Origin of the sequence: Gluconacetobacter liquefaciens (assembly GCF_003350405.1) — a bacterium.
Taxonomy (GTDB): Bacteria; Pseudomonadota; Alphaproteobacteria; order Acetobacterales; family Acetobacteraceae; genus Gluconacetobacter; species Gluconacetobacter liquefaciens.
In genome coordinates, this window is record NZ_QQAW01000003.1 from 70,045 (window position 1) to 96,144 (window position 26,100).

Consider the following 26,100-nt stretch of genomic DNA (forward strand, 5'->3'; position numbering starts at 1 on the left):
CGGTGATGGATCAACCGCTTGTCCTGACCCCCGACCAGACCCGTGAATGCATGCGCCGTCATCGCGGTCGGGTTCTTGGGGTGGCCTTTACGCTGCTCGGGCTTGCTGCCGTGTTTTATGGTCTGGCCTTGGTGCGCATGTAACGGCCTGCGGTTCGGGAATCTTAAGAGACTGTTTTTCCGGCTGCGTTCAGGGTCATGAAGAGGAACGCAAGTGCGGTCTGATCGTTGGGGAAATGACCGTATGCCCGGGCGGCCTGCCTGAGCATTGCGTGCATCGCCTTGATGGCGTTTGTGGCGGACAGGAGCATTTGTCCCCACAGGCTGTCAGCAAGCGTAGCGGAGGACATTTTCCCGGCCGGGAGTGGGTGGCTCTGCAAGGCGACGAAATCCGGTAAATGATGCAGTAGGTCGTCGATCGAGGGATGGATCTGTGCCTGTGGGAAAGCCGCGTGGATGGCAGCCGGAAAACCGTCATGTTCATCGACTACGGCCATAAGAATATCTTCCACACCCCGTTGCTTCAGCGCGCCCATGATATGTTGCGCTGCCGATGCCGGGTTTTCCTGATGTTCGATCCATAGGCCGAGAATATCCACCGTACCGTCGAGACGCATGCCCAGCACAAGATGGACCGGTTTGTCGCGCATGATGCCGTCGTCACGGATCCTCACTGACAACGTATCGAGGAAGATCACGGGATAGAGTGCACTCAGCCGGCGCCCTTGCCAGGCGGTGGCTGTGTCGAGAAGAGGGGCCGTTACTCCAGCGGTCGGCTCCGGATGCGGCTCTTCATCTTCCGGCACAGGCTCCCGGATCGTGCGGTTGCCCATGGGAGGGGCATACATTGCGACCATCCGTTCATCGATACCGGGTGGATATTGGATCTCCGGAGCGAGTGACTCGGCGGTTTTTTCCGAGAGGTCGCGGGAGAGGTCCGTCACCACGGCATCGGTACCGGCCTGTGTGATGCGCGACGTGTCGGCGCGATCGGTATGACGACCGGTCAGGAGATGGGTGCCCGGGTTTTCATCCAGGCCGCTGTCGAGCAGACGTTCGGCCAGTATCTTTTTCGTTTCGGTCGCACGGATACTGCTCTCTGCCATATTGGGGGGCGTGGAAGCCGTTTGACCCTGATTTGGCGGGTGGACGGTTCTTTCCGCGCTGGTGGGCGAGGCGGTCTGATCCAGCGCCGACATCAGGGTGCGTTCGTAGGCGCGTTCCCGAAGGGTTGGATTGGACATTTCCTCATCGGTCGCCATCATGAAGAAAGCTTGGTCCATACCGGCTTGCATGGCCTCGTCGGCGGTTGGGAAGATCTGGCCTGCCGGGACAGGTGGCGTGTCCGGGTCGCTGATATGGTCTGCGTCGGCAGGAAATGCGTTCGGCGGGATTGAGGCGCTGGGGAGGAGGGCCGGGCCGTCGGGAGCCTCTGCCGAAAGCAAGGCCAATGCCGCGATGGCTTCCGGCGACAGGGTGACGGTATCGCCTTCCGTGGAGATCGGAGAATTGTCGGAGCGGTTGCTGACGCCGGACGGAGTGGTGCCGGCTTTGGAGGTATCGCTCTCTGCTCCTGGAAAGGAGATGGGGACCGACTCCGGTTGTATGGGGGCGATCCTGGTCATCGGGCTTTCCATTGGCGGATGGTAAGTTGGTACGGTCCCCTTCAAGAATTAGCAAATCGTTAAGGGGATGTATTATGTCGTGGTCGTGGCCTGACTTATGGTGCCGTGCCGTATCCGGTAGCGCCTATAGAGAACCGTCCATAGCGCCAGCCCCCCCATCGTGGTGTAGCCGAGGATCGGGCCGAGCATGAGATATGTGCTGATCGACAGGCTATAGATGAGCGCGACCGAGACGACGACGTTTGCCAGCAGGCCGAAGCCCCATACCAGCGTCATGGCCATGATGGTGTGCCGGACGGAGGCGTCGTTTCGGCCCGCGTCGAAATCGGCGAGGGCCTGACTGGATTGGCGTGCCATTGTGGCCCGTGCCAGCGGGTAGATCAGTGGTTTGCCGATTGCAGCCGAGAGGAGAAAAGCGAGGCCGATCAGAAAAGTCACCGCCTGTTCGCGAAGTTCGAGAAGTCGTGCCGATCCGCTGCCGATGAATGCGAGCAGGGAGAGCGCGATGCCGGCCAAGGCAATGAGGGAAAGCGCATCGATCCGTCTTCTGACCAGAAAGCCGCCGATGCTCCACGCCAACGGTGGTATCGACGAAGCCATGAGTGCGTCCACATCGCCCCGGACTGCCTGCATCTGGTTATAGATCAGCATGGGAGCGGCGAAATTCACCGCCATGTCGACCACGAAAAGCGCAAGGCTGGGGCCGCGACGGCGCAGGGTGTTCATCGTGTTTCATTCCTGATCCAGTTGCCGTGGAAGCCGGGCGGTATGCGGTGGGGCAGATGGATGGTGGCGACGGGCGGTTCCTGAAACCGGCGGGCATCGAGGATGACGAGGTCGGTCGTTTCTGTTGCCATGTCGATGACGAAGCCGATCAGCCAGCCATGACCTTCGGGACTGTCCGCAGTCTCGGGCACGAAGACGAATTCGCCGGGATGGCGGTTGGTGCCGAAATCGTGGATCTGCCGTTCGCCCGTTGTGAGGTCGTGCGCGTAGAGCGCCGTCGCGCCGAGGAAGCGGCTGGCTGGATCGGCCGGCAGGGCGAGGCTCCAGACATGCCGATAGGGCTGGCCGAAGAAACGTTCGTCCGGACGGGGGAATTCCTGCGGAGCGGCGTCGAGCGTGCGGATTGTGACCGTGCGGCTGGCGGGGGCGATGGTCCAGCGCTCCAGCCCGCGCGAGCGTGCATCCGGTCCCTGCGCATCGTCTCCGAACATCGTATCATACACACATAGATCCAGGATTACCTGTCCGTCTTCCGTGTCATGGGCGTTGGCGACGTGGAAGGCATACCCCGGTGTCACCGGGCACCAGATGATGTCTTCCTGCCTGCCATGGCGCGGCATCAGCCCGACCCGCGCGGCGTGTCCCGGGTTCCAGCGATAGGGGAAACCGTGGCCCGAGATGAGGGCCTTCATCGAAAAAGTGACGGGAAGATCGAGGATAATCACGAAGCGATCGGTGATTGCGCAATCATGGATCATCGGGCCGTGCTTCACCGCGACAGGTTCCTCGCGGATCACCTGCCCGGTGGCATCGATGACGACGTGGCGGATGGTGCCCGGCTCGCGACCCTCGTAACAGATCGCGTGCTGTTCACCGGTTTTCGGATCGCGGTGTGGATGTGCGCTGAAGGAACCCTGCAGCGTGCCGTCGAAAGGGTTGTAGCGCTGGTCGTCGAGTGTTTCGCCGAGTTCGACCGGGTAACTGCCTGCCTCGACTAGGGCGAAGGTACGGCCATCGATATCGACGACATTGGTATTCACCGTATCGAAGACGTGGCGTGGGCCCGGCGCAGGAACGACGCCGCGCGCGCTGGCGACGGCGTTCGAGCGGATCCAGCGGTTGCGATACCAGAGCGCCCGGCCATCGGTGAGCGCCACGCCGTGGACCATGCCGTCGCCAATGAACCAGTGATAGGCAGCCGGGTCGGGCGCGACCGGATTGGGACCGATACGCAGGTAGCGCCCGTCGAGTCCGGCGGGGATCGTGCCTGTCACGACCAGTTCGGTGAGTGTCCGTTCCTCGGTCATGGGCGCGTGTATGCCGGTCAGGAACGGGTTGGCGTGCGTGGGGGCGGGCATGCGTTTGCGGTTGAACGTGGCCAGAGCCTCAACGCCCCTGGTTATTGCGTCACGGATCAGCGTTTCGATCGGGCTTCCCATGGCAGCCTCCAATGTTTACACTGTTAATATGTGTGATAATGATAACAGTGTCAACATAAAGAAGGTCGCCTATCATCACGGTGATCTGCGTGCGGCATTGATTGCCGAGGGGCTGCGGTTGCTGGCGGAGCGGGATGTGGACTCTTTGTCGCTACGTGCGGTGGCGCGGGGGGTCGGGGTCAGCGCGACCTCGGTCTATCGCCATTTTCCGGACAAGGAGGCGCTGCTGACGGCATTGGCGCTGGAGGGGCTGGAGCAACTTGGTGTGGCGCAACATGCGGCGGCGCAGGAGGCAGGTGACGGTTGCACCGGCTTTGCGGCGACCGGCCGGGCCTATGTGCGCTTTGCGCTGGCCAATCCGGCCCTGTTTCGCCTGATCTTTGCGTCGCCGGTACTGGCGCCGGCGAAGGCTGCCGGTAAATTAGACACGGAGGTCGCGAGATTGCTTCAGGCCAATGCGGCGGTGGTGGCCGCACAGCGTGGGGGAGAGGCTGCTACCCGCGCCATTGAAGCCTGGGCCTTGGTCCACGGCCTGGCCATGCTGATGCTCGACGGCCAGATTCCGCAGGATGAGACGATCATTGATAAGGTGATCGGGTAGAGGGGGCTGTCATATGCTGATCGCCGGGATCGGCGACAGGACAACCCCGTTTGCACTCGGTTACGAATGATCGCGGTCGCCGCGTTTGCGGCTGACGCGGATGGCGATCAGTGCCGCCATGACGCATGCGATTACGAGGGGAAGGATCAGCCCGATGGATACGCCAGCGGATCCGTGTGTGCGTGCAGCCGGTGATGTGGCAGGTGCGTGGGCAGGGGCAGGTGATGCGTCCGTAGCTGTGGCCGTGGCTGCTGGCGGGAGCGGGGTGGCTGGAGCGGTCTCGGCCGGTGGCGGGATCAGCGTGGCCGCGTCGTCGTCGGAGAGGAATCCGTCGGTTGCCGGGCGGTGGGCTGCCTTCTGCCACGCCGTGATTGCCGCGCGCGTAGCTTCGCCATACACGCCGTCCACGACTGTATCCGCCGGCAGGTAGCCGAGTTCGACCAGCTTTTTCTGGAGGGCGATGTGGCGGTCTAGTGGACGCTGGCTTTCCATGAGCGCGGCGCCGGAGAGCCTGACGCGATATTGTGCGGCCAGCCGGTCCATGGCGTCGTTGTAGCAGGTAGCGCCGTTCTGCGGCAGGTCCTGTGGTCCGTCGCCGGGAATGGGTAAGCCACAGGACTGGTTGGCCGCATTTTCATCGAGGACGACCTGCTGCTTCAGGTCTTTCCATCCGTCCTCCCCGGCCTGATGACGCAGTGCGTAATAGACCTGGTCGAACATCAGTTCGTGCCGCGCGGCCTCGCTGTCATGGCATAGCATCGAGGCTACGCCGTTGCCGGCCGGCGGAGGGTCGCAGGAGAAATCGGGATGGTAGGGGCCGGAGGGCGCGGAGCCGGCGCCCGTCGCGGGCCTGTCGGACAGGAGTGCGCGGGCTTGTGCCTGTGAAATATAGTCGTTGCGGGTGAGGAAGGCAGCCAGCCCCTGCGGAAAGGGAAGCGGGGCGCGATTGGCCTTGGAGCAATATCGGCCGTTCGCTGTTTCCTCGGAGGATTTCAGACTGCATGCGGATACGCCGAATCCGCTTTTGGCGGTGCTTTGCGCGCGTGGCAGCATGTGCGCCCAGGCGGTGGAGAGTTGACCGAGGCGGGCTTTGGTCGCGACGTAGTAGGCCAGATAGCCATTGGGCTCTGACCGACCGGAGGCTTCCCATTGCCGGGTCTGCTTCGCCAGCTCCTCTTTCAGGTAGGCATGATATGCCGGGTCGTTGCTGACGTTTATGAGTTGGCCGTCATGATAGCGATAAAGAATGACCGGGGCAAAGGAACCGGCATGCGAGGCGAAGGTATAGAGAAAAGCCTGATCGTACGTCACGATGACCGGGTCGGGCGCGCCTGGTACGGCAATGATGCTGGGAGGGCCGCCGCCATCCTGCATGCCGAGATCGGCATGTGCCCATTGACCGTCCGGACGCAGGCCGAAGATGGAGGTCGTCTCGCAGCAATGCGCGCCGCCGGTATAGGCCGAGACCATGACCTGCGGCAGGGTGGATGTGGCATCCAGCCTCTGGATGCTCAACTTCAGGTCCATGAAGCCGGCATCCTGTCCATAGGGGGCCAGCGGAAACAAGGCCGGACGGGTCTGGCCTCTGGCCTTGATGGATAACGTGGCGATGCGACAGGAGGGGGACGGGCTGGGATCGGCCGGTTGCCATACCATGGCCACGCCGCATTGCGTCGAGGATTTCAGCGTGACCGATGCCGTCAGGCTGTCGGCCGTGAGATCGAGCCGCGGCTGGTCGCCGAGGCCCGCTTCCGCCAGAGCAGGTAAGACACGCGAGGCGTCGGCATGCGCCAGCCGGCTGCCTGCCGCCAGCAGGGCAAGGGTGAGGAGGCCGGACGTGGCAAGCCGGTTGCCAACCATGGTGCGTCTGGGAAATGTCTTGGGCATCAAGCCGCCTTTCCGCTTGCAAGTTCCGATGACGTCCTGCCGTCGAACGTTATTTCGGCTTTCTGGGGGTGTTTTTGCGTGGGGTTTTGTTGAAGGACGATCGTAGGGGCGCCTTTTTGGGGGAAGACATGATATTCATCATAAGGGTCATGAGTTCTTCGTCGGCTTCCTCGGGCATTTCGTCATCCATCGGGGGATGGTTTGTAAGACGTGCATCGAGAGACTGATCGAAAATCGTGAACATTATGGGAATCTTCTGTAGCGGCCGGCCCCGGGTGATTTCGTGGGCCGTGATCGCGAAGGAATGTGCGAGAGGATCCTGGCGGTTCTGCAGGAGCAGGGCCGTGCGCGCAATAATGGACGCCCAGAAATTTCGTTGTGTTTCAAGATGTTTCCATAGCGCCTTCGCTCGGGCTTCGGTGGATGCGGCGCCGTCGAATATGTCGTCCTTGTCCTCGAACCAACTGGTGATAACGGGATAGCGGGCAGCCCAGTTCTTGCTGGCGGCAACAAGAATCTCGCACTCTTCCTCGTCGAGGGATGCGAGATCGCCTTTGGGATCATACCTGTCGAGTAATGTCTGGACGGATGCGTCATTCATCGGTCGTAGCGCTATTATAGTGCACGCATCCACGATATCGATCAGGCCGGGTGCCGGGTACGTGTCGTTCTTGAGGCCGTCGGCCAATGCGATGTCCAGGACTGTCTGCAGATAGTCCGCCGAGATGTCGCCATCCTGACCGGGACCTGAAATCTGTTGCAGGATGCCGCGCTGGCGCAAGGAGCGATGTAAGCATCCTTGATGCCGAATTCCTGCTTGAGCAGGATCAGGGCGATGGAGCGTGTCCGCCCTTTCTGAAGCGCGATCGCGAGACTTTGGGCGCCTGCACCGTCGATGGGGCTGGAGACGCATCCCACGATCCGGTATGGCGACACAGTTTCCTGATCGGGGGCAATGCCGGACCGGATGGCGTGTCTGACCAGAGTGTCCAGGCGTCGTCGAACGGATTTATCGACGATCCACGTTTTCAGAATCGCCAGGCGGCCGAGTGCCTGAGCACTGAGAATTCCGGCGGCCAGCCGATCGCCCAGGCCCTCGATCGCGCCGCTTCTGACGGGTTCGGAGGGATCAAGAAGCCACGCGCAGGCCAGCGGCTCGAAGCGCCAGTCGGGATTGGTTGCCGCCAGTCTGCACAACATGCGTCTGCCGACCACCGGAATCCCGGGAAGAACTTCCGCAAAGGTTTGATGCAGCATCGAGGGGTCATCGCCGACGGCAGTGATTACCTCGTCGAGAATAGTCGCGAACGCTGCTTCAGGATGCGCGTCTTCCCCAATGGAAAGCGAGGATGCCGCCTCCATGGCCGTATGTTCGTCGGGAGCAAGGTGTTCGGGAACCGGTACGCCCGCCCGTACGTAGCATCTGGTGATCGCGATGCCGCCACCGAGGGTGAGCGCATTTTTCCCGGACAGGGCGGCAAGATGCCGGGATACGGCATCCAGGCATTCAGTGCCGAAACGCTGGCCGCTTTCCTGCGCCATCCGGGCCTGGTCGAGGGTCAGCGTCAGAAGTTCGCAGAGTTCGTCTTCCGGATCGGATCCGGTTGCCGTGGATGCAATCGCCTGCGCGAGTGCCAGGACATTCTGGGGATCCATGGCAAGTGCTCGCGCTGCTTCCACCTTCATCTCATGAAACAGGCGGTTTGAGTCCGAGTTTGCCTGAGAGGTCGGAGGAGTGCTGGATTTCTTTTTCTTGACCATGTTTCCTCGCGGCTGCCAGCAGGCGCTTCGAGATTCTATGGGGCACTTCCCGGCCGGGTCAACCATACTGCGCGGGCAGGGCGCGTATGGTTCGGCGCTCTTCGTGGTGGATGTGCGTGCCGTTGGTCGCGGTGCAACGCGGTAGCCTGATGCCGCACGTGCAGGAGAGGGTTCATGTCCGGTCTTGATCGTATTGGCTTGGTTCTTCCGCTGATTCAGGCGCCCATGGCAGGTGTTGCTACGCCCGCCATGGCGGCGGCGGTGTCGGAGGCGGGGGGCCTTGGGTCCATCGGAGTCGGTGCGGTCGATGCGGCCGGTGCGCGGGCGATGATCGCCGAGATCAGGGAACGGACGGATCGTCCTTTCAACGTGAATCTGTTTGTTCATCCCGCACCGTGTCGCGATCCGGTGCGGGAGAACGCATGGCGGGGATGGCTCGCGCCATTGTTCGCCGGGTTTGATCGGCCGGTTCCGGCGGAATTGGGGGTGCCCTATAAAAGCTTTACCGACGATCCGGAGATGCTGGACATGCTGTGTGCAGTCCGGCCGCCGGTCATCAGCTTCCATTTCGGTATCCCTTCGGCGGAGATCGTTGCAGCTTTGCGAAAGACCGGGGCGGTTCTGCTTGCCACCGTGACCAGCCTGGACGAGGCGCGGGCGGCCGAGGATGCCGGTATGGACGCGGTTGTCGCACAGGGAATCGAGGCGGGGGGGGCATCGGGGGATGTTCGATCCTGCCGCGCCGGACGATGGGTTGGGCACTTTTGCGTTGACGCGGCTGCTGGTCCGGCAAGGGCATTGCCCGGTAATCGCCGCCGGGGGGATCATGGACGGCGCGGGTATTGCTGCCGCGCTCGATCTGGGCGCGGTAGCGGCCCAGTTGGGGACGGCCTTTATACTGTGCCCCGAATCTGCTGCCGACGCGGCCTATCGTGCGGCACTGATTGGGCCAGGGGCCTTTCATACGCGCCTGACCAGCCTGATTTCGGGACGTCCGGCGCGGGCGTTGGCGAACCGTTTTACGGCTCTGGCCGATGAGGAGAACGTGCCGGCACCGCCGGATTATCCTGTCGCCTATGATGCTGGGAAGGCTCTCCATGCCGCCGCGAAGGCTTGTGGAGAATACGGGTTCGGTGCGCAGTGGGCCGGGCAGGGAGCGCCACTGGCCCGTTCAATGCCGGCGGCGCACCTGGTCGCCTGCCTGGGCGACGAACTTGCCGCCGCCCGTGCTGTCAGCGTGTCTGCTGGATTGCCGAAAGCAGCCAGCTGCCCCCGCGTGACGGGCGCATGAACGTCCAGAGTTCGGTGATGGTGACCCGTTCGGTCGAACTGCCGTCGATGACGCGGCCGGTCATGTCGGTGGTGATATCGACCATCGAGTAGCGCATGGCCACGGTGGCGTAGTCGAATCCGTTCTCGCTCCATGCCTCGGACAGGTCACCATGTTCGAAGCGGACATCCGAGACGACGTTGCGAGCGCCACGGCTGGCCAGGTCGGAAAGCTGGGCGTTGAAATAGCCCACCATTTCCGGCGTTGCCATATGTTGCAGGGCCGGGAGATTCTGCTGGCTCCACGCGGCCTGAATATCCATCAGCAGGCGCTGGAAGGCACGGTAATCGTCCGGTGTGATCGTCACCTGGGCCGCCGCCGAGGGGCCGGCCTGGCCGTAGGAGGGGGGAGCCGCGATCGTGGCACTCCGGCGGGCGCCGCTGCCGAACCGGCGCACCAGCCAGCCGATCAGCAGTCCCAGCAGCAGAAGCTGGATCAGCAGGCCGAAGAAGCTGCCGCCACCGGTCAGGCCGCCGGCGATGCCGTGGCCGAACAGTACGCCGAACAGACCGGCGCCCAGCATGCCGCCCAGGAAGCCGCTGGCGAACGGATGCGGTCGCGCGGCATAGGGCGAGCCGTAGGGGGCACCGTAGGGCGAGCGCGGATAGGAGGACGGCCCGTTGGCGTAGCCGCCGGACGAAGGCTGGGTGATCGAGCGCTGCATCGGCGACGCGCCGTAGGGCGAGGTCTGGGTGGGGGCGGGCGCGCTGTAGGTGCGCGAGCCGCGGCTGCCCATCGAAGAGCCGCCACCGGGCCGGGCATCGGCGCCGTGCGACAGGAGGGGCAGGACGGCCAGGGCGGCGCCGAGGAGCAGGATGCCGGAACGACGGGCGTTGCGGACGGGCTGGTGCGGTTTGGTCATTGCTCTGTCCATATCCTGTCGCGAAGGGCGGCGTTCAAGCCCCGGCGATCATCATATCCTCGATGCGGATCGTGGGTGCGTTGATTCCACGACGGAATACCAGGTCGTTCGCCAGGATCAGGCGGGCGAACATGTCGTTCAGATTTCCGGCGATGGTCAGTTCCGCGACCGGTTCGGCCAGCGTGCCGCCCCGGATCATGAAGCCGGAGGCGCCCCTGCTGTAATCGCCGGTCAGACCGTTGATGGCCGAACCCATTAGTTCGGTCACGTAGATGCCCTCCGGGATATCAGCCATCAGTTCCGCCGGGGTGGGCGCGCCGGGGCGGGCATAGAGGCTGCCCAGAGACGGGCTGCCGCCACGGCTGGCCCGGCCGTTGCCCGGCAGGCCCAGTTGCCGGGCGCTGCGGGAGTCCAGCGCCCAGTTGGTCAGCACGCCGTCCCGTACGATCACCAGTTCGCCGCAGCGCACGCCCTCGCCGTCGAACGGGCGGGACGACAGGCCGCGCAGCCGGGTGGGGTCGTCGAGGATATCGACGCCCTCGGGGAGGATACGCTGGCCCATCTTCTCTTTCAGGAACGACGTGCCGCGTGCGATGGCGCTGCCGTTGACGGCCCCGGCCAGATGGCCCAGCAGGCTGGATGACACGCGGGGATCGTAGACGACCGGCAGGCTGCCCGTGCGTGGGCGGGTGGGATTCAGCCGGGCTACCGCCTTTTCGCCGGCGCTGCACCCGATCGTTGCGGCATCCGCCAGGTCCGACAGATGGACGGTGGCATCGTAATCGTAATCGCGCTGCATGCCTGTGCCCTGGCCGGCCAGCACGCTGACGGACACGGAATGGCTGCTGCGGGCATAGCGGCCGGAGAAGCCGGCCGATGTCATCAGCACGATATCCGCCAGCCCGAAACTGGCCGAACCGCCGCTGCTGTTCGTCACGCCCTTCACCGCAAGCGCTGCGTCTTCGGCCGCGCGGGCGCGGTCCATCAGGGTTGCCGTGTCGGGGCGGGCCGTATCCAGCAGGTCGAGCCCGGCGGCATCGACGAAGCCCTGTTCGGTCTGGGGCGATAGGCCGGCATAGGGGTCTTCCGGCAGGACGCGGGCCATGGCCAGGGCCTGGTCGACCAGCGCGTCGAAGCGCGCGGGGTCGAGGCTGGTGGCCGAGACGGTGGCGGATTGCCGGCCGAGGAAGACGCGCAGGCCGAGGTCGCACGTCTCCGAGCGCTCCAGGTCCTCGGTCTTTCCGTTGCGGATCTGCACGCCGTGTGCCGTGTGCGCCGAATAGGCGGCGTCCACCGCGTCGGCGCCGGCGGCGCGGGCCTTGGCGATCAGGGTGCCGATCAGGTCGAGCGGGTCGGTGCTCATGCCGCCAGTGCCTCGGCGATCGACCCCAGGGTGGGGATATTCTGCACCGGGCCCAGCGAGGCCAGCGTGGGCGTGCCCCGGAACACGCGGGCGGCGACGCGCTTGACGTCTTCGATCGTTACCTTGTTGACCAGGCTCACCGTTTCGGCCGTGGGGACCAGGCGGCCGAAGACCTGCAACTGCCGGGCCAGTTGCTCGCACCGGCTGCCGGTGCTTTCCAGCGACATCAGCAGAGAGGACTTCAACTGTGCCCGTGCGCGGTCCAGTTCGTCCTGTCCGACCTGAAGCTGCACCTTGCGCAGTTCCTCCAGCGTGACGGGCACGAGTTCGCCGGCCTGGTCGGCGCCGGTGCCGGCATAGATGCCGAACAGGCCGCCATCGCGGAACGGGGCGTTGAAGGAATAGACCGAATAGACCAGCCCGCGTTTCTCGCGGATTTCCTGGAACAGGCGCGATGACATGCCGCCGCCCAGCAGGGTGGAGAGCAGCAGGACGGGATAGTAATCGGGATCGCCATAGCCGACCGAGGGGAAGCCCAGCACGACATGGGCCTGGTCCAGATCCTTCTCGCGCCGGAATTCGCCGCCGGCATAGCGGGAGTCGAAGCTGGCGGGGCTGCCCAGCGTCGGCAGGTCGCTGAAATGACGCTCGGCCAGGGCGACCACATCTTGATGATGCAGGTTGCCGGCCGCCGCGACCACGGTGTTGGCGGTCGTGTAATGGCCGCGCATGTAGCGCATCAGGGTTTCGCGGCTCATGTCGCGGATCAGCGCCTCGGTGCCCAGCGTGGGGCGGCCCATCGGCTGCTCGGGGAACGCGGTTTCCTGGAAATGGTCGAAGATGATGTCGTCGGGCGTGTCGTTGGCCTGCCCGATTTCCTGCAAGATCACGCCGCGCTCGCGTTCGACTTCCTCGGGGGCGAAGCTGCTGTGGGTGAGGATGTCGCCGATGATGTCGGCGCCCAGGGCGAGGTCTTCCTTCAGCAGCTTGACGTAGTAGGCGGTGTGTTCGCGCGCCGTGTAGGCGTTGATATGGCCGCCGACATTCTCGATTTCCTCGGCGATGCCGGAGGCGCTGCGGCGCTCGGTGCCCTTGAAGGCCATATGTTCGAGGAAATGCGAGACGCCGTTTTCCTCGGCGTGCTCATGGCAGGTGCCGGCGGCGACATAGGCGCCGAACGACACGGTTTCGACCCTGTCCATACGCTCGGTGACCACAGTGAGGCCGGAAGGGAGGCGGGTAACGTTGATCTGGTCGGTCATCAGGGTCCTGCGTGACGGTCCGGCCGGCTGGGCCGGACGTCCGAAGAAAGGGGAGGTGAAGGCTTCAGCTATTTTTCATTGCCGCCGCGCGAACGCGGTTTTCCACCGTATCCAACTGGTTGGGCACGACATCATAACGCTCCGGCCGGTCGAACAGATCCGCCAGGTGGGGCGGAAGAGCGGGCCGGATACCCACCGCCTGTACCATCGCGTCGGGGAATTTGGCCGGATGGGCGGTTGCCATCGCCACCATCGGAATACCGGGCTCGCGGAACATCCGCCCGGCGGCGATGCCGATGGCACTGTGCGGGTCTGCCAGATACTGGCTGGAGCGGTAGAGATTACGGATTTCGGTCTTCGTGTCCTCGTCTTCAAGGGCGAGGGCGTGGAAGAGGCCGGATGCCTGACGCCAGACCGCATCGGGGACGCTCATGCGGCCGGTGCGGCGGAAATCGGTGACGGTGCGTGCGCAGGCCTCGGCGTCGCGGTTCAGCAGTTCGAACAGCAGGCGCTCGAAATTCGAGGAGACCTGGATATCCATAGACGGCGACAGGCTGGGCACCACCTCGCGCGCGCTCATGTCGTTGTCGCGCAGGAAGCGGGTCAGGATGTCGTTGCGGTTCGAGCCCACGCAGAGCGCGCGGACCGGCAGGCCCATGCGGCGGGCGGCCCACGCGGCGAGGATATTGCCGAAATTGCCGGTCGGGACGGCGAACGAGACTTCGCGGTCGGGCGCGCCGAGATTGAGCGCGGCGTAGACGTAATAGGGGATCTGGGCCGCGATGCGTGCCCAGTTGATCGAATTGACCGCCGAGAGGCCCATTTCCTGCCGGAAGGGGGCGTCGGCGAACATCGCCTTCACCAGGTCCTGGCAATCGTCGAACGTGCCCTGGACGGCGAGGTTGGTGACGTTGGGTTCCAGCACCGTGGTCATCTGCCGGCGCTGTACGTCCGACGTGCGGCCCTCGGGGTGGAGGATGACGATCCGCACGCGCTCGCGCCCGCGACAGGCCTCGATCGCGGCCGAGCCGGTGTCGCCCGAGGTGGCGCCCACGATGGTGACGCGCGCGTCGCGCTCGGTCAGCACATGGTCGAACAGCCGGCCCAGGAGTTGCATCGCCATGTCCTTGAAGGCGAGCGTGGGGCCATGGAACAGTTCCTGGACGAACAGGCCGTCTTCGACCTGGACCAGCGGCACGATGGCGGCGTGGTCGAACCCGGCATAGGATTCACGGCACAGGCGCAGCAGCACGTCCGGCGCGATGCAGCCGGCGGTGAAGGGCGCGATGATCCGCGCCGCCAGGTCGGGGTAGGGCAGGCCACGCAGGGCCCGCCATTCCTCGGCGGTGAGGACCGGCCAGCTTTCCGGCAGGTAGAGGCCGCCATCCTCGGCGAGGCCGGCCATGAGAACCGAGGAGAAATCGCGGACGGGGGCCTGTCCCCGGGTCGAAACGTAGCGCATGCCCCCTTCATACCGCCAAGCGGGCGCCACGCGAAGGGGTTGCGTCAGCGTACTGGTGCGGGAAGGGCGGCGGTGTCGATGCGGTAGATCGTCAGCGGCCATTGCACCGCCATCTGCCCGTGATTGAAGCGGGGCGTGCGGTCGAGTTGTGCGGTGGGGATATAAAGCTGCCCGGTCGCAGTGATGGTGGGGGTGGCCGGCCAGCGGAGGCGCGGATCGACGATGATGCGTTGATAGACGCGCCCGGCGGTGAAGCGGAAGATGCTGCCGGTCGAAATGTCGTCGAAATACAGCGTGCCGTCGCGGGCGACCGTCATGCCGCCCAGCGGTGGCGTCTTGTACCAGAGGGTGGGGCTGTCATCGAGTTCGAAGCTGGTGATGGTGGTGTCGGTCAGCAGGTCGGTGCCGAGCCGGTAGAGGGGGCCGCCGGTGGACTGATAATACAGCCATTGTTCGTCGGGGCTGATTTCGATCTCGTTCGCATTGACGATCGCGGTGTGGCCGGTCGTGTCCTGCATCACGCGGCCGTTTACCGTGATCGGGTGTTGGGCGGTGAGTGACGGGTTATGGTCCATCAGGCGCCGTTGGGTGCCGTGCTCCAGATTGACGACGATCAGGCCGGGCACGCCGGAATCCAGGATGAAGGCATGGCCCTTGCCGACCCGGACGCCCGCCACATGGCTGCCGGGGCGGAGCACGGCGGGGTCGATCGTCCAGCTTTGGGTCACGCTGGCGGTGTGGGTGTCGAACTTTACCAGTTTCGCGGGGGCGACGGCGTGATCGGTGCCGTCGAAACCGCTATCGAGGGCCCATAGCGTGCCGTCATCGGCCAACTGGATGCTTTCGGCCGAGATCAGGCGCTTTTCCGCCAGGGTGGCGGGGTCGTTCCATCGGGCGTCGGGATAGGGGTGGATCGTGCCGTCGGCGTCGCGCAGGGCGAGCGTGGGGCCGGGGGCGCCGGTCCAAGCCGGGGCGTCGAGGATCATGCGGCCATCGGGCAGCACCACCAGTGCTGTCCAGACCTGCGTGGTCGATTCGGCCACGGCGACCATGGGCGCGGACGGGTCGAGCGGGGGCGCGGGCTTGGCGGCCAGGGCCGGCATGGCGGCGGTGAGGATCGAGACGGCCAGCGCGGCCGGGATCACGCGGGACGGGAGGGTGCTGGTGCGGAACATCGGCGCCATGTCGCCACGATCGGCCGCCGAAGGCAACCGGCCACGCGGTATGGCGGCTATGGTGTTGTTGACGTTGGCCTGCTCCTTGCGTCGCCATTCGGGCGGGGGCTGGGTGGATACGTCGTTCAGTCCCGGATTTCGATGGTGCAACCTTTGCGCGAGGGCCGCTGCAACAGCCATGGGGCAAGTTTGCCGGAGGGCGCCGCTTCGAAGACCATCACGACCGCGTAGCATCTACGCCAGCCATTCCATGCTGATCGGCCGGGAGGTGACGGGCGGCTTTGTATCGTGCTAAACTGACAACGGCGCGTGATAACGCCTTTTCAAAAGGGCGGCCTCCTATGTCGGGTGGCCTGCCGAATACAACACCCGGACCTATGGTCCAGCGGTGCGCGGTTTCTGCCGCGTGTCGTCTGGGAAATAGGCAGGGCGTGCTTTTGCCCTTTTGAAACACGTTATCACCCGCCCGACGCCAGGAAGGGGGTGCGATGCGTGTGCAGATTCGCCTCTGTTTCGTTCTGCTGACGTCGAACGCCGTTGGTCGTGCATGAGGTCGAAATGGTGGATCGGGACAAAAGCGACGCGCTGCACATGTCCGCCCATGACGTTGCGGCGTGCCTCATCAGAGGCTTCGGGCCGGACGCCTATCTTGCTGTCCGTCGCCAGATCGTCCGGTGTGTGGAACAGAAACTTGCCGACGAAGCAGTATTCTGGGTGAAAGTCAGAGAACAAGTTGAGTTGCTGACGCGCGTCGTTCGGAGGAAAGATGAACGACTTCAATGAAGATGCTTTCGTTTCTTCATGGCGGTAGAGCCCGGTCGAGAAGACGGTGGTTTTCCGGCTGACCGGGTATCGGCACGCGGAGAACGCCGTTATCGCAAAATGATCTCGGGCGTGTTGGAGGCAAACGAGGCCATCGTCTGGAAGGGTGGGTTCGCCGGAGCCAGCGCTATCGGGTCTTGGTGGTATCTGGTAAAACCTTGCTGAAAGTGATCATTACAAATGCCTTAAATAGATTAAACGATTCATACGGAACTGGATAGTCCGTTTTCGCCTCATGTCGGACATCGAAGTGGTGATGGCAGCTGCCCGAAAGCCGTCATTCCCTGCGACGGCGGCTTCTGATGGAAGGAGGCGTTACCACCCGGACCGATTCATCGGCGCGGAACGTGCAACTGTGGTGGCTTTTTGCCCATCCGCTTCCAGGGATCGAAAATGGTCGCTGAGAAGCCGGGCGCCGTCAGTACCCTATTTCCTTCGCTATTCACCAGTTGGTAGTGCTAACCAACTCGAAGCGCTCAGCCTCGACCGCTCCGTTGAGAGCTTCAAGTTCAGTTACGAGTCCACTATGATCCGCGTCGACCGGATCATATTCTAGCACTTTAAGGTTACGGTTCTCACGTAGCGAGTATTGACGATCTTTATTGAAGCCGTGGGAGGTTACAAAATAGTGCGGGGCTTGCTCCTGATAACGAAAATTTTGGTTTTCAAGTAGCAAATTGACATCGGGGTCCGAAATGCCGCAGCCTAAAAATATAAAAGTATGAGTCAATAGCGCGGCATCGAATGCCTGATAAAATGCCGAGTTATTAATGCGGGCTTGAGAATAGTCTTTTTGGGTAAATATTAGATCTGCCGTTGAGTTCAAGTTTCCATGGACTTTAATTATGTATCGCCCGGGTCCACGAAGAAATTCCTCAACGTCTTTATCGTAATAGTTTTTGATGATATGTGAGCCCCGATGGATGCTATCAGCATGGCGCTCATAAATATCGTCAAAATTGAGTGTAAATACTACCCGGCTATCCAATTTAAGAATCTGTTCGTGAATAGGGGCGGGAGAGTAGCCAGGCGTGGAAAACGTGTCGCGCAAATATTTTGCCCAGCGAGAATCGTACCGCTTCTTTAGCCATTCACAAGCATGAAGGAAATCGCCCGACGCAAGGGCCTCTTCGATCGCCGCCATGTCCGACTTATCCGGACAATCCAACGCTGCTTGCGCGAGAAAGTCTTTCCATGTTGGAGGCTTTTTGCCGTTGGAACCAGTGGAGTGACGCGAAATGCCACTGCCGAGTACTAGAACCGCTTTGCGGCGGCCTAAGTCTGGCGCGACTTCACTCCAGTCGATGCTCACTGGGTCCGCTCCAAGAACTCAGCGGTTACGTTGCCAAAAATGTCCCGGGCCTCTTTCACCTTGGCAAAATGCGCTCCGACAACGCCATCGCCTGCCGTAAGGGAAAAAATGGGCGCATGACTTGACTGAGACATAGGAACCAAGCTGAACAGGTTTGGAACCGTACCGATCTCGAATGCCCGTCCGTTCAGATGCGTGGCCAGCCCATTGTCGATGATAACTTGGTCAATCTTCTGCCGTATGTTCTCGTAAGCTTGGACGGCTCTCCGCTGACCCTCTTTATCTCGCTTCGCGAGATAGCTTTGGGTTACGTAACCAATAAATTCGGGTCGGGAATATGCTAGATTTGGGATAAGTTCAGGGCGGCGAGTAGTCTTAAGGCCATTTTCCCACTCTCTCCACCAGCCCTCGATCCACGACGCTATGTTTTCGAACGCTTTGAGCGAGAAGATGTCGAGAGATACAGGACTAATAAAATAGTCAGCGCTTAGCATGATCGAACGATTTATCGCACCGAGCGACGGGCTGACGTCAAACAGGACATAATCGTAGCGGGACAGCTGCTTCAAGAGTTCTGAGAACGCGAGACTAGTCCTAATGCCTCGCACATCGCCAGCTTTAGCGCTCCCCCAATCGTTTGCGAGCAAATCCTCAGTCAACGCGAGACGAGGATCTCCGGGCAGAACGTCAACTTCAAACCGTGGCGCCTTTCGGACCATGACTTGATCGCTGTAGCCCTCGCCGAGTGAAAGCGGCTCAAGCATCTTGTAAACGGTAAACTCGCCCGAATTCGAATAAAACGAGTTTACGGATTCATCGTCGAAGAAATACTGAGTGGCATTGCACTGCGGATCAGCGTCAACGACGCATACTTTTTTTCCGTAGTTTTTAGCGATGAAAGCTGCCACGTTACAGAGGAGCGTGGTTTTGCCTACGCCACCTTTGTTATTGAAAAACGCGACTGACTTCACCCGAACCTCCTGACATGTTGATCAAGGAATAGACCCTCATTGCTGTCAATGACAATCGGCCACACCGTTATGCTGTGGAATAACGAGAAAGCCAGATTGACGAGCGGCGGCGTGTTGCGACCAAAAAGCTAGCGAAGGGGCTTCAAATGACGGCCAAGTGGCGAGGGCTGACGGTGAGACGACAAAGCAGTAGGTTGAATGTCTACCATATGCTGTCTGCTTCCACGGCGCCAGTTTAGGTATCGCTTTATCCTGGCATGAAAGTACGATGGCTTTCGAGCAGGTCCTGAGCCTACCTGGACGGCCGGGCGCGGGGGTGCAGACCGACGGCTTCATGACGCTAGATCGGCGGCTCTTGTCAAATCTTGACGTTCGCATCCCTACGGGGGACGGCGATATCTGGTCGGTAGGCGCCAAGAATATGGGCGCAGGCTATGTCTGCATTCGGCTAATCGCTTCCCGATTGCCGACAACCCGCTTACCCCCCCCATAGCTGACTGCCTTCCGCCTGGAACAGTTGCTTCAACGCATAGGGGTGAAGGGGACAGCGGTCCCCTTCCGGGTCCAGGGCGGCGCCCTGGTCTTGGGGTGTTTTTATTGTGGGGTGGCGCCGCAATAGCGTTCGCGCAGGTGAGTGCGGTAGGCGTCGGTTGAAGGTGGTGTGCCGGTGGCGGCGGCGACGATGCCGGCGGTGGAGAGGCGGCTGGCCTGGGTGTGCACATGGGTGCGCAGCCAGGCCAGGAGTGGGGCGAAATCGCCGTGTGCGATGCCTTGGGGGATGGCGGGATCGCTGTCGAAGGCGGCTTGGCGGAGTTGGGCGGCGAGGATGGCGCCCAGTGTGTAGGTGGGGAAATAGCCACAGGCGCCGGATGGCCAGTGGATGTCTTGCAGGCAGCCGAGGCGGTCGTTTGGCACGGTGAGCCCCAGCAGGTCGTGGATGCCGGCGTTGAAGGCTTCCGGCAGGTCGCGCAGGGCGAGCGTGCCGTCGATCAGCGCGGCTTCCAGTTCGTAGCGGACCAGGATGTGGGCGGGGTAGGTGATTTCGTCGGCGTCGACGCGGATGAAGCCGGGTTTGACCTGCGTGACCGTGCGATACAGCGCGTCGGCCGACCAGCCGGCGTCGGCTTCGGTGGCGCCGAAGGTTTCGCGTAGCGCGGGTGCGATCCAGTCGATGAAGGGCCGGGAGCGCGCGATCTGCATTTCCATCAGCAGGGACTGGCTTTCGTGCAGGCTCATGCCGCGTGCCTGGCCCACGGGCAGCGTGTGCCATTCCGTTGGCAGGCCCTGTTCGTAGAGTGCGTGTCCGGTTTCATGCACCACGCCCATCAGGGCGGAGAGGAAATCGGCGTCGTCATAGCGGGTGGTGATGCGGACATCGTCCTCGGCGCCGCCGCAGAAGGGGTGGATGCTGACATCCAGGCGGCCGCGCGCCATGTCGAAGCCCAGCGCGGTCATGATCTGGCGACCCAGGGCTTCCTGCCGGGCGACGGGGAAGGGGCCGGCGGGGGAGACGATCGGCGGGAGCGTGGCCTGGTGGGCCTGGGCTTCGGCGATCAGGCCGGGCAGGTCTCGGCGCAGTTCGGCGAAGACCGGGTCGATATCGGTGCGGCGGGTGCCGGGGTCGTACTGGTCCAGCAGGGCGTCGTAGGGGGCGAGGCCGAGGGCCGCGCCCTTGACGATGGCGAGTTCGCGCGTGCGGTCCAGCACGTCGGACAGCAGGGGCAGCAGGGCGGCGAAATCGCCGTCGCGCCGGGCCGTGCGCCATGCGACCTCGCACCGTGAGGCGGCGCGGGAGGAGGCTTCGACCAGTTCGGCGGGCACCGAGGCGGCGTGCAGCCAGGTGCGGCGCATTTCGTGCAGGTTCGCGGCTTCCCATGTGCCGGCGGGGGCCTCGGCGCGGTCCAGCAGATCGCCGATGCGCGGGTCGGTCAGCATGTCGTGGCACAGGACGCTGAGGGTGGCGATGCTGTCGGCGCGGCTGTCGGCGGCGCCCGAGGGCATCATGACGTCCTTGTCCCATCCCAGGATGCCCAGCGCGTTGCGGATGCGCCCGATGCGGGCGAAATGGCTGGTGAGATCCTGGTAAGCGCTTTGTGGCATGGTCTCTCTTCTTGCGAACGGGACGGGCTGCCGCACTGTGGGCGATGGCGGGCGGCGGATGCAACCGGGACGGATGGAATGGACGGACGACAGGACAAGGTGGCCGGGGCGATGAAGCTGCTGGCCGATGGCGACCGTGAGGGCGCGACGGTGTTGCTGCGCGCGGCGTTGGCCGACGTGCCGGACGACCCGGATGGCCTGCATGGCATGGCCTGCGTTGCCCGCGCGTCGGGCCGGCCGGATCTGGCGATCGGGCTGGCGGGACGGGCGATCGCGATTCTGCCCGCCGCGCATTTTCACATTACGCTCGGTTGCGCATTGCAGGAGCAGGGGCATCTGGAACCGGCCCGCGCGGCCCTGCATGTGGCGACCCTGCGCGAGCCGCGTGACCCACGGGCGCATGCCGCGTTGGCGGCGGTGTTGGGTGAGAGCGGGCGTTGGGCCGAAGCCGAAGCGAGCCTGCGTGCCGCGCTGGACCTGCGCCCGGCGGATACCGCTTTGCTGCTGGATTGGGGGCGGGCGGCCATTCTGGCCGGTGGAACGGATGTTGCGCCTCGGTTGGCGGCGGGGCGGTTTGTCGCGGAGGATGCCGGGCGGCTGCATGAACTGGCCGGGCTGCTGTCGGAGCGGGGGCGGAATGCGCAGGCGGAGAGACTCTATCGGCTGGTGCGGGATCTGTGCCCGGAACGCGGTGCCGCGTGGGCCAATCATGGGGCCGTCCTGTTCGCGCTGAACCGGCATGAAGACGCATTGGCGGCACTGGAACAGGCTGACCGGCTGGCGCCGGATGTGGCCGAAACGTTGAACAATCTGGGGCTGGTGCTGATGGCGCTGGGGCATCTGCCACGGGCGGGTGAGGTGCTGGCGCGGGCACGGCGTGCCGCACCGGACGATGTGCGGATTGCCATCAATGATGCGACCGTCCTTGCGGACCTGGGAGAGGATGGGGAGGCGGACCGTCTGTTGCGTGGCGTGCTGGCGGACCCGGTTGCCGCGGGGGGCATGGAGGGGGTGCGGGCGGTGTTCAACAGGGGGACGCTGCTGCTGGCGAGGGGTGATCTGGCGGAAGGGTGGCGGTCTTTCGAGGCGCGCACCCTCCTGCTGCCGGAGACACGCTGGCCGGATATCGGTCCATGGGATGGATCGGCGCTGCCGCATGGCCGGCTGCTGCTGCATGCCGAGCAGGGGATCGGCGATGCGATCCAGTTCCTGCGTTATCTTCCGTTCTGTCTGCGTCGGGTTCGGGTTGTGCTCGTGTTGCCGCCCTCGTTGCATCGGCTGGTGCGGACCATGCCTGACCCGGATGGGCTGATCGCGTCGCGCTGCATGGTGCTGTTGCCCGGTGCACCGGTGCCGGATGATGTGGTGGCCCGGTGTGGAGTGCTTAGTCTGCCGCATCTGCTGGATATGGCGGAGGTGCCGCCTTTTGCGCCCTATCTTTTGCCGTCCGGGTTTGAAGGGGCGGTTTCCCGGGTTGGAGTGTGTTGGGCGGGTAATCCGGCATTTCGTTTCGATCGCAGGCGGTCGATCGCGCCTGCGATGCTGGCGCCTTTGGGTGATGTTGCCGGATTGACCTTCGTCAGTCTTCAGCATGGGGCGGCTGGCGCGGATCGGCCGTTTGCGATGGAGACTGCGGCCATGGGGGACTGGCTGGAGACCGCGCAGGCGATCGCAGGGCTGGATCTGGTCGTCACGGTCGATACTGCGATTGCGCATCTGGCCGGGGCGATGGGGCGGCCGGTCTGGTTGCTGAATCGGTTTGGTGGTGACTGGCGGTGGTCGGCCGGGTTCGATCGGGCGGAGCCGCCATGCTGGGGGAACGGGACCAGCCGGTGGTATCCGTCGCTGGAGCAGTTCAGGCAGACCGAGCCCGAGGGGCTCGGTGATGCCTGGCGGGCGCCGATCCGGATGCTGTGCGGTGCTCTGGCGGGTTGGCGGCGTGCTGATTTGTGAAGATGCTGATTATTTCGCGATTTTCATATCGACGCCCTGCAAGGCGCGCAGGCGGAAATAGCTGAAGAGCCCCAACGCGGCGGTTGCCGACATCATCCAGCCCGGGATCATTGGATTGCCGCTGATGGCGATCAGCCAGGTGACGGCGGGTTGGGTGAGGCCGCCGAACACGGACACCGCGAGCGCGTAGATGACGCCGAACAGAAAGGAGCGGTTGTGGGGAGGCAGGGCATCGAGCAGAATCTTCCACATGCTGGTCATCACGAAGCCTGAAAGCGCGAACATGGAAATGTTGAGTGTCAGTTGGCTGCTCATGCCGGGATCGTGGATGGCGTAATAATAAATGAATGGCGACAGGATGCCCGTCAGGATGGTTACGCCGATGACCGCGCCTGACGGGTGCGGATGGCGGGCGATGTAAGCCATGCTGGCCAGTACGCTGAGTGCGCCGGCGGCAAGGCCGGCTGTCATGGCGGCCATTCCGGTTGCCGGTGAGAGATGCAGCACCGATATCGCGTAGCTGACGCCGAACGTGCGCAGATAGGTGGAAACGGTTCCGCTGACGATGGCGAGGAAGACGAACAGGATGATCTTGCGCACCGCAAGCCGTTCCTCGGGGGAAGGCGGCTCTGCGGGACGGTGGGCTGCGATGGCGTGGCCGGCGGCAACGCGGCGGAGGAAAAGACCCGCCGGAACAATGACGAGGCCGAAGACGAAGGGGACCCGCCAGCCCCAGGAGAAAAGGGCATCGTGCGACATGCTGACAGACAGGACGAGGCCCAGCAGGACGGCAAGCAGGCTGCCGAGCAACTGCGTCATGTACTGGAGCGTGCTGTAGACGCCGCCGAGACCGCCGGGGGCGGCTGAATAGAGCAGTTCGGTCGCTGGCCCGACCTCGCCGCCATCGGAAAAACCCTGTAGGATACGGGCGAAAATGATGATGATCGGGGCCACGATGCCGATGGAGGCGGCCGGAGGTGTTGCGGCGATCAGGAACGAGCCGACGCCCATCATGCCGAATGTCAGCATCAGGGCCGCATGCTGGCCGTGGGCCCTGGCGAAACGCCCGACGAGGACGGCGCCCAGTGGCCGCATGACGAACCCGACGGCGAAGGTCATCAGCGCATACAGCAGGTTCATCAGGTTGCTGCTGCCGGCAGGAAAGAACGCATGGCCGATCATGGGTGCGAAGAACGCATAGGCCATGAAATTGTAGAATTCGAGAAAATTGCCGGCGCAGGCTGCGCCGATCAGAAGACCTGTTCGGGTATGGCCGGCATTCTCTGCCATCGGTGCGTCTCTCCGTTCTGTTCCGGCCGACCGGTGGCCTGGGCGCCACGGTATATTGCCGGTTCTGGAACGTCATGGAAACGGTTCGATGGCCGATGGACCCCGGCGCGATGCGGAGAGCGCGCCGGGGGATTGTCGATCAGGGCGTGTGGATCAGTTTGTGATTGACGAATTCGGTGATGCCGAATTCAGACAGTTCGCGACCGTAGCCCGAATTGCCGATGCCGCCGAAGGGCAGGTCGGGGGCGGTGCCGGTGACGTCGTTGACGAAGACCATGCCGGTCTCGATCTTTTCGGCAACCTTGCGGCCGCGTGCGACGTCGCTGGTATGCACCGAGCCACCGAGCCCGTAGGGCGAGTCATTGGCCAGGGCGATGGCTTCTTCCTCGCTGCCGACGGAGTGGATGGTGGCGACCGGGCCGAAGATCTCTTCGTAGAAGATCGGGTTGTCCTTGGTGACGCTCCGGAGGATCGCGGCCTTCATGAAGAAGCCTTCGCGCTCAAGCTGTTTACCGCCGGTTATGAGCGTTGCGCCGTGTTGCACTGCCTTGTCGACCTGCGCGATCGCGCGCTTCATGGCGTCTTCGCTGCTCATCGGGCCGTGGGTCACGCCCTGTTCCAGCGGGTCGCCATAGCGGAATTCGCCGATGGCCTTTTCCAGGCGGATGGTGAACTCGTCGACCAGTGAGTCATGGACGATCAGCCGCTTGGCGGCGGTACAGACTTGGCCGTTGTTCCACATCCGCCCCGCGACGGCGTTGGGGATGACCTGATCGAGGTCGGCGTCGTCGAGCACGATGAAGGCGTCGGCGCCGCCGAGTTCCATCGTGCTTTTCTTGAGTGCGCGCCCGGCCTGGGCGGCGACGGCGCTGCCGGCGCGTTCGCTGCCCGTCAGGGCGACGCCGCGGACTTCCGGGCGCGCGATCAGCGTTTCCGACTGGTCGTTGGTGATGAACAGGTTGGTGTAGGCACCGGCCGGAGCGCCGGCCTCTCGGAACAGGGCCTCGAAGGCTTCGGCGCATTGCGGCACGCCCGGCGCGTGCTTCACCATGACGACGTTGCCGGCCATCAGGTTGGGGGCGGCGACGCGTGCGAGCTGGTAATAGGGAAAATTCCAGGGTTCGACACAGTAGATCACGCCCAGAGACTGGCTCAGCACCGTGGCGTTGCCCTTTTCGACGTCCAGCTTCAGCGGGGCGAGGAATTGTTCTGCCTTTTCGGCGTAATAGGCCAGGATATCGGCCGAGAGTTCGATCTCGCCGATGGCTTCGGGAAGGATCTTGCCCATTTCGATGGAAATCAGGCGCGCGTGCTTTTCCTTGTCGCGGCGCAGGATGTCGGCGGCCTTCTGCACGATGGCGCGGCGTTCGGCGAAGGAGCGGTGCCGCCAGTCATCCTTCCAGAGCGTATGGGCGGTCTCCAGCTTCGTGACGACCTCGCGATCGCTGTGCAGATCGAAGGTTTTCTCGGTCTTGCCAGTGGCGGGGTTGATGGTGCGGTACATGCTCATCGGTCGGTCCTTCCTGGACGGTCTCAACACACACCTTTTCAGGTGGGGTCGCGCGGCGTGGATCACCAGAGCGTAGTCGCGAAGGCGTGATCATTCTGATGGACAGAATCCCTGTGCGGTCGGTTCAGGGTGTGTTCGAGAGGGTCGGCGCGCCGAATTTTTCGACCCGCCAGTGAAAAGCCGTCTGTAGGTCCGCGATATGGTGGCGGGTCAGGGCTTCCAGGCAGGCCAGGCGGGCAGGTGGGCCGCCCGAGCCGCCGGCGAAGGAATGATATTCGGTATCGCAGAATGTATCGCGATAGGCGGTCCATGCGCGCTCGCTCCGGCCGAGTTCCATGCGGGTCTGGCTGGTCACCGCGTCTGTAATCTGCCGGTACGTGGAGTCACGTTGAAGATCGGCCTGCTTTTCGGCCGCCGCGAGACAGGCGACCAGGGGGTGGGTTTGCGTCATAGCGCGGCATGGCGCGTCGGCGGCGTTCATGTGCTGCGCGTGGGCGGAGGCCGTGCCACCCAAGAGCGCCAGGAGGAGCATGGCGCGGAATGCCGACCTTTTTCGTATCTGTGGCAGCATGGAGCGGCTTTTTCCCTGCGGGGACGAGTGCGGCTGCCATCTTGCCAGTTGCGGAGGCGTGATCGCAATCTGAATGCCT

The 26,100-nt window shown here is 63.5% G+C and carries 22 protein-coding genes and 1 pseudogene; 6 read left to right on the forward strand and 17 right to left on the reverse strand.

Annotation, left to right across the window (positions count from 1 at the left end; translation table 11 throughout):
- Window positions 1–5 precede the first annotated feature (5 nt).
- Window positions 6–143: a hypothetical protein gene (locus C7453_RS18895; protein WP_170143148.1), complete on the forward strand. Its 138-nt coding sequence runs from the start codon at window positions 6–8 to the stop codon at window positions 141–143.
- Window positions 144–163: 20 nt separating this feature from the next.
- Here the strand turns inward: C7453_RS18895 and C7453_RS06605 are convergent, their stop codons facing one another.
- The 3 genes from C7453_RS06605 to C7453_RS06615 all read right to left on the reverse strand — a co-directional run bounded on the left by C7453_RS06605 (window position 164) and on the right by C7453_RS06615 (window position 3,789).
- Window positions 164–1,624 (reverse strand): transposase, encoded by a 1,461-nt coding sequence (locus C7453_RS06605; RefSeq protein WP_170143149.1) that lies wholly within the window; start codon window positions 1,622–1,624, stop codon window positions 164–166.
- Window positions 1,625–1,696: 72 nt separating this feature from the next.
- Window positions 1,697–2,350, reverse strand: coding sequence for a VC0807 family protein (locus C7453_RS06610; protein ID WP_114726767.1), 654 nt, complete (start codon window positions 2,348–2,350; stop codon window positions 1,697–1,699).
- A complete protein-coding gene (locus C7453_RS06615) occupies window positions 2,347–3,789 on the reverse strand; it encodes an 8'-apo-carotenoid 13,14-cleaving dioxygenase (protein ID WP_114726768.1) in 1,443 nt (480 codons plus the stop codon). Before C7453_RS06615 ends, C7453_RS06610 begins: the two co-directional genes overlap by 4 nt.
- 28 nt (window positions 3,790–3,817) lie before the next feature.
- Between C7453_RS06615 and C7453_RS06620 the strand changes: the two genes are divergently transcribed.
- Window positions 3,818–4,390, forward strand: a complete 573-nt coding sequence (locus C7453_RS06620) for a TetR/AcrR family transcriptional regulator (protein WP_211311031.1) — start codon at window positions 3,818–3,820, stop codon at window positions 4,388–4,390.
- A gap of 60 nt (window positions 4,391–4,450) precedes the next feature.
- On the opposite strand, the gene C7453_RS06625 is transcribed toward C7453_RS06620, so the two are convergent.
- Genes C7453_RS06625 through C7453_RS06635 form a run of 3 tightly spaced genes read right to left on the reverse strand, consistent with a single transcriptional unit; the run spans window position 4,451 to window position 8,038 of the window.
- A complete protein-coding gene (locus tag C7453_RS06625; RefSeq protein WP_114726770.1) occupies window positions 4,451–6,277 on the reverse strand; it encodes a peptidoglycan-binding domain-containing protein in 1,827 nt (608 codons plus the stop codon).
- A gap of 49 nt (window positions 6,278–6,326) precedes the next feature.
- Window positions 6,327–6,965 (reverse strand): hypothetical protein, encoded by a 639-nt coding sequence (locus tag C7453_RS19110; protein ID WP_114726771.1) that lies wholly within the window; start codon window positions 6,963–6,965, stop codon window positions 6,327–6,329.
- Window positions 6,920–8,038 carry a hypothetical protein gene (locus C7453_RS06635; RefSeq protein ID WP_141288806.1) on the reverse strand — a complete coding sequence of 373 codons (1,119 nt, stop codon included), beginning with the start codon at window positions 8,036–8,038 and terminating at the stop codon, window positions 6,920–6,922. The genes C7453_RS19110 and C7453_RS06635 overlap by 46 nt, the downstream gene beginning before the upstream one ends.
- 249 nt (window positions 8,039–8,287) lie before the next feature.
- On the opposite strand from C7453_RS06635, the pseudogene C7453_RS19610 reads away from it, so the two are divergent.
- Together C7453_RS19610 and C7453_RS19615 are read left to right on the forward strand one after the other, a co-directional pair.
- Window positions 8,288–8,683 (forward strand): annotated as a pseudogene (locus C7453_RS19610) (nitronate monooxygenase); the annotation flags it as partial.
- Between the two features lie 79 nt (window positions 8,684–8,762).
- Window positions 8,763–9,329: an NAD(P)H-dependent flavin oxidoreductase gene (locus C7453_RS19615; RefSeq protein WP_255318171.1), complete on the forward strand. Its 567-nt coding sequence runs from the start codon at window positions 8,763–8,765 to the stop codon at window positions 9,327–9,329.
- Here the strand turns inward: C7453_RS19615 and C7453_RS06645 are convergent.
- The 5 genes from C7453_RS06645 to C7453_RS06665 all read right to left on the reverse strand — a co-directional run bounded on the left by C7453_RS06645 (window position 9,271) and on the right by C7453_RS06665 (window position 15,672).
- The gene (locus C7453_RS06645; RefSeq protein ID WP_245948890.1) at window positions 9,271–10,230 is read right to left on the reverse strand and encodes a Tim44 domain-containing protein; all 960 of its coding nucleotides are present in this window, start codon (window positions 10,228–10,230) and stop codon (window positions 9,271–9,273) included. The two genes, C7453_RS19615 and C7453_RS06645, sit on opposite strands and share 59 nt — an antisense overlap.
- A gap of 34 nt (window positions 10,231–10,264) precedes the next feature.
- Window positions 10,265–11,593, reverse strand: coding sequence for a TldD/PmbA family protein (locus C7453_RS06650; RefSeq protein ID WP_114726774.1), 1,329 nt, complete (start codon window positions 11,591–11,593; stop codon window positions 10,265–10,267).
- Window positions 11,590–12,855 (reverse strand): M16 family metallopeptidase, encoded by a 1,266-nt coding sequence (locus C7453_RS06655; RefSeq protein ID WP_114726775.1) that lies wholly within the window; start codon window positions 12,853–12,855, stop codon window positions 11,590–11,592. Before C7453_RS06655 ends, C7453_RS06650 begins: the two co-directional genes overlap by 4 nt.
- 64 nt (window positions 12,856–12,919) lie before the next feature.
- Window positions 12,920–14,317, reverse strand: a complete 1,398-nt coding sequence (thrC, locus tag C7453_RS06660) for a threonine synthase (protein ID WP_114726776.1) — start codon at window positions 14,315–14,317, stop codon at window positions 12,920–12,922.
- 44 nt (window positions 14,318–14,361) lie between these two features.
- Window positions 14,362–15,672 carry a major royal jelly family protein gene (locus tag C7453_RS06665; protein WP_245948892.1) on the reverse strand — a complete coding sequence of 437 codons (1,311 nt, stop codon included), beginning with the start codon at window positions 15,670–15,672 and terminating at the stop codon, window positions 14,362–14,364.
- 378 nt (window positions 15,673–16,050) lie between these two features.
- Here C7453_RS06665 and C7453_RS06670 point away from each other — a divergent pair, with 378 nt between their 5' ends.
- The gene (locus C7453_RS06670) at window positions 16,051–16,275 is read left to right on the forward strand and encodes a hypothetical protein (RefSeq protein WP_114726777.1); all 225 of its coding nucleotides are present in this window, start codon (window positions 16,051–16,053) and stop codon (window positions 16,273–16,275) included.
- A 481-nt stretch (window positions 16,276–16,756) separates the two neighbouring features.
- On the opposite strand, the gene C7453_RS06675 is transcribed toward C7453_RS06670, so the two are convergent.
- The 3 genes from C7453_RS06675 to C7453_RS06690 all read right to left on the reverse strand — a co-directional run bounded on the left by C7453_RS06675 (window position 16,757) and on the right by C7453_RS06690 (window position 20,697).
- Window positions 16,757–17,626, reverse strand: a complete 870-nt coding sequence (locus C7453_RS06675; RefSeq protein ID WP_141288808.1) for an SIR2 family protein — start codon at window positions 17,624–17,626, stop codon at window positions 16,757–16,759.
- Window positions 17,623–18,597, reverse strand: a complete 975-nt coding sequence (locus C7453_RS06680; protein ID WP_114726779.1) for a ParA family protein — start codon at window positions 18,595–18,597, stop codon at window positions 17,623–17,625. The genes C7453_RS06675 and C7453_RS06680 overlap by 4 nt, the downstream gene beginning before the upstream one ends.
- A 594-nt stretch (window positions 18,598–19,191) precedes the next feature.
- Window positions 19,192–20,697: a carboxypeptidase M32 gene (locus tag C7453_RS06690; RefSeq protein WP_114726781.1), complete on the reverse strand. Its 1,506-nt coding sequence runs from the start codon at window positions 20,695–20,697 to the stop codon at window positions 19,192–19,194.
- Window positions 20,698–20,775: 78 nt separating this feature from the next.
- Here C7453_RS06690 and C7453_RS06695 point away from each other — a divergent pair, with 78 nt between their 5' ends.
- Window positions 20,776–22,650 carry a tetratricopeptide repeat protein gene (locus C7453_RS06695; RefSeq protein WP_114726782.1) on the forward strand — a complete coding sequence of 625 codons (1,875 nt, stop codon included), beginning with the start codon at window positions 20,776–20,778 and terminating at the stop codon, window positions 22,648–22,650.
- 9 nt (window positions 22,651–22,659) lie between these two features.
- Here the strand turns inward: C7453_RS06695 and C7453_RS06700 are convergent, their stop codons facing one another.
- The 3 genes from C7453_RS06700 to C7453_RS06710 form a co-directional block, all read right to left on the reverse strand.
- Entirely contained in the window at window positions 22,660–23,940 is a 1,281-nt protein-coding gene (locus tag C7453_RS06700) for an MFS transporter (protein WP_114726783.1), read from the reverse strand.
- Between the two features lie 139 nt (window positions 23,941–24,079).
- Window positions 24,080–25,450, reverse strand: coding sequence for an NAD-dependent succinate-semialdehyde dehydrogenase (locus C7453_RS06705; protein ID WP_114726784.1), 1,371 nt, complete (start codon window positions 25,448–25,450; stop codon window positions 24,080–24,082).
- A 124-nt stretch (window positions 25,451–25,574) separates the two neighbouring features.
- Window positions 25,575–25,982, reverse strand: coding sequence for a lysozyme inhibitor LprI family protein (locus C7453_RS06710; protein ID WP_170143150.1), 408 nt, complete (start codon window positions 25,980–25,982; stop codon window positions 25,575–25,577).
- Between the last annotated feature and the right edge of the window lie 118 nt (window positions 25,983–26,100).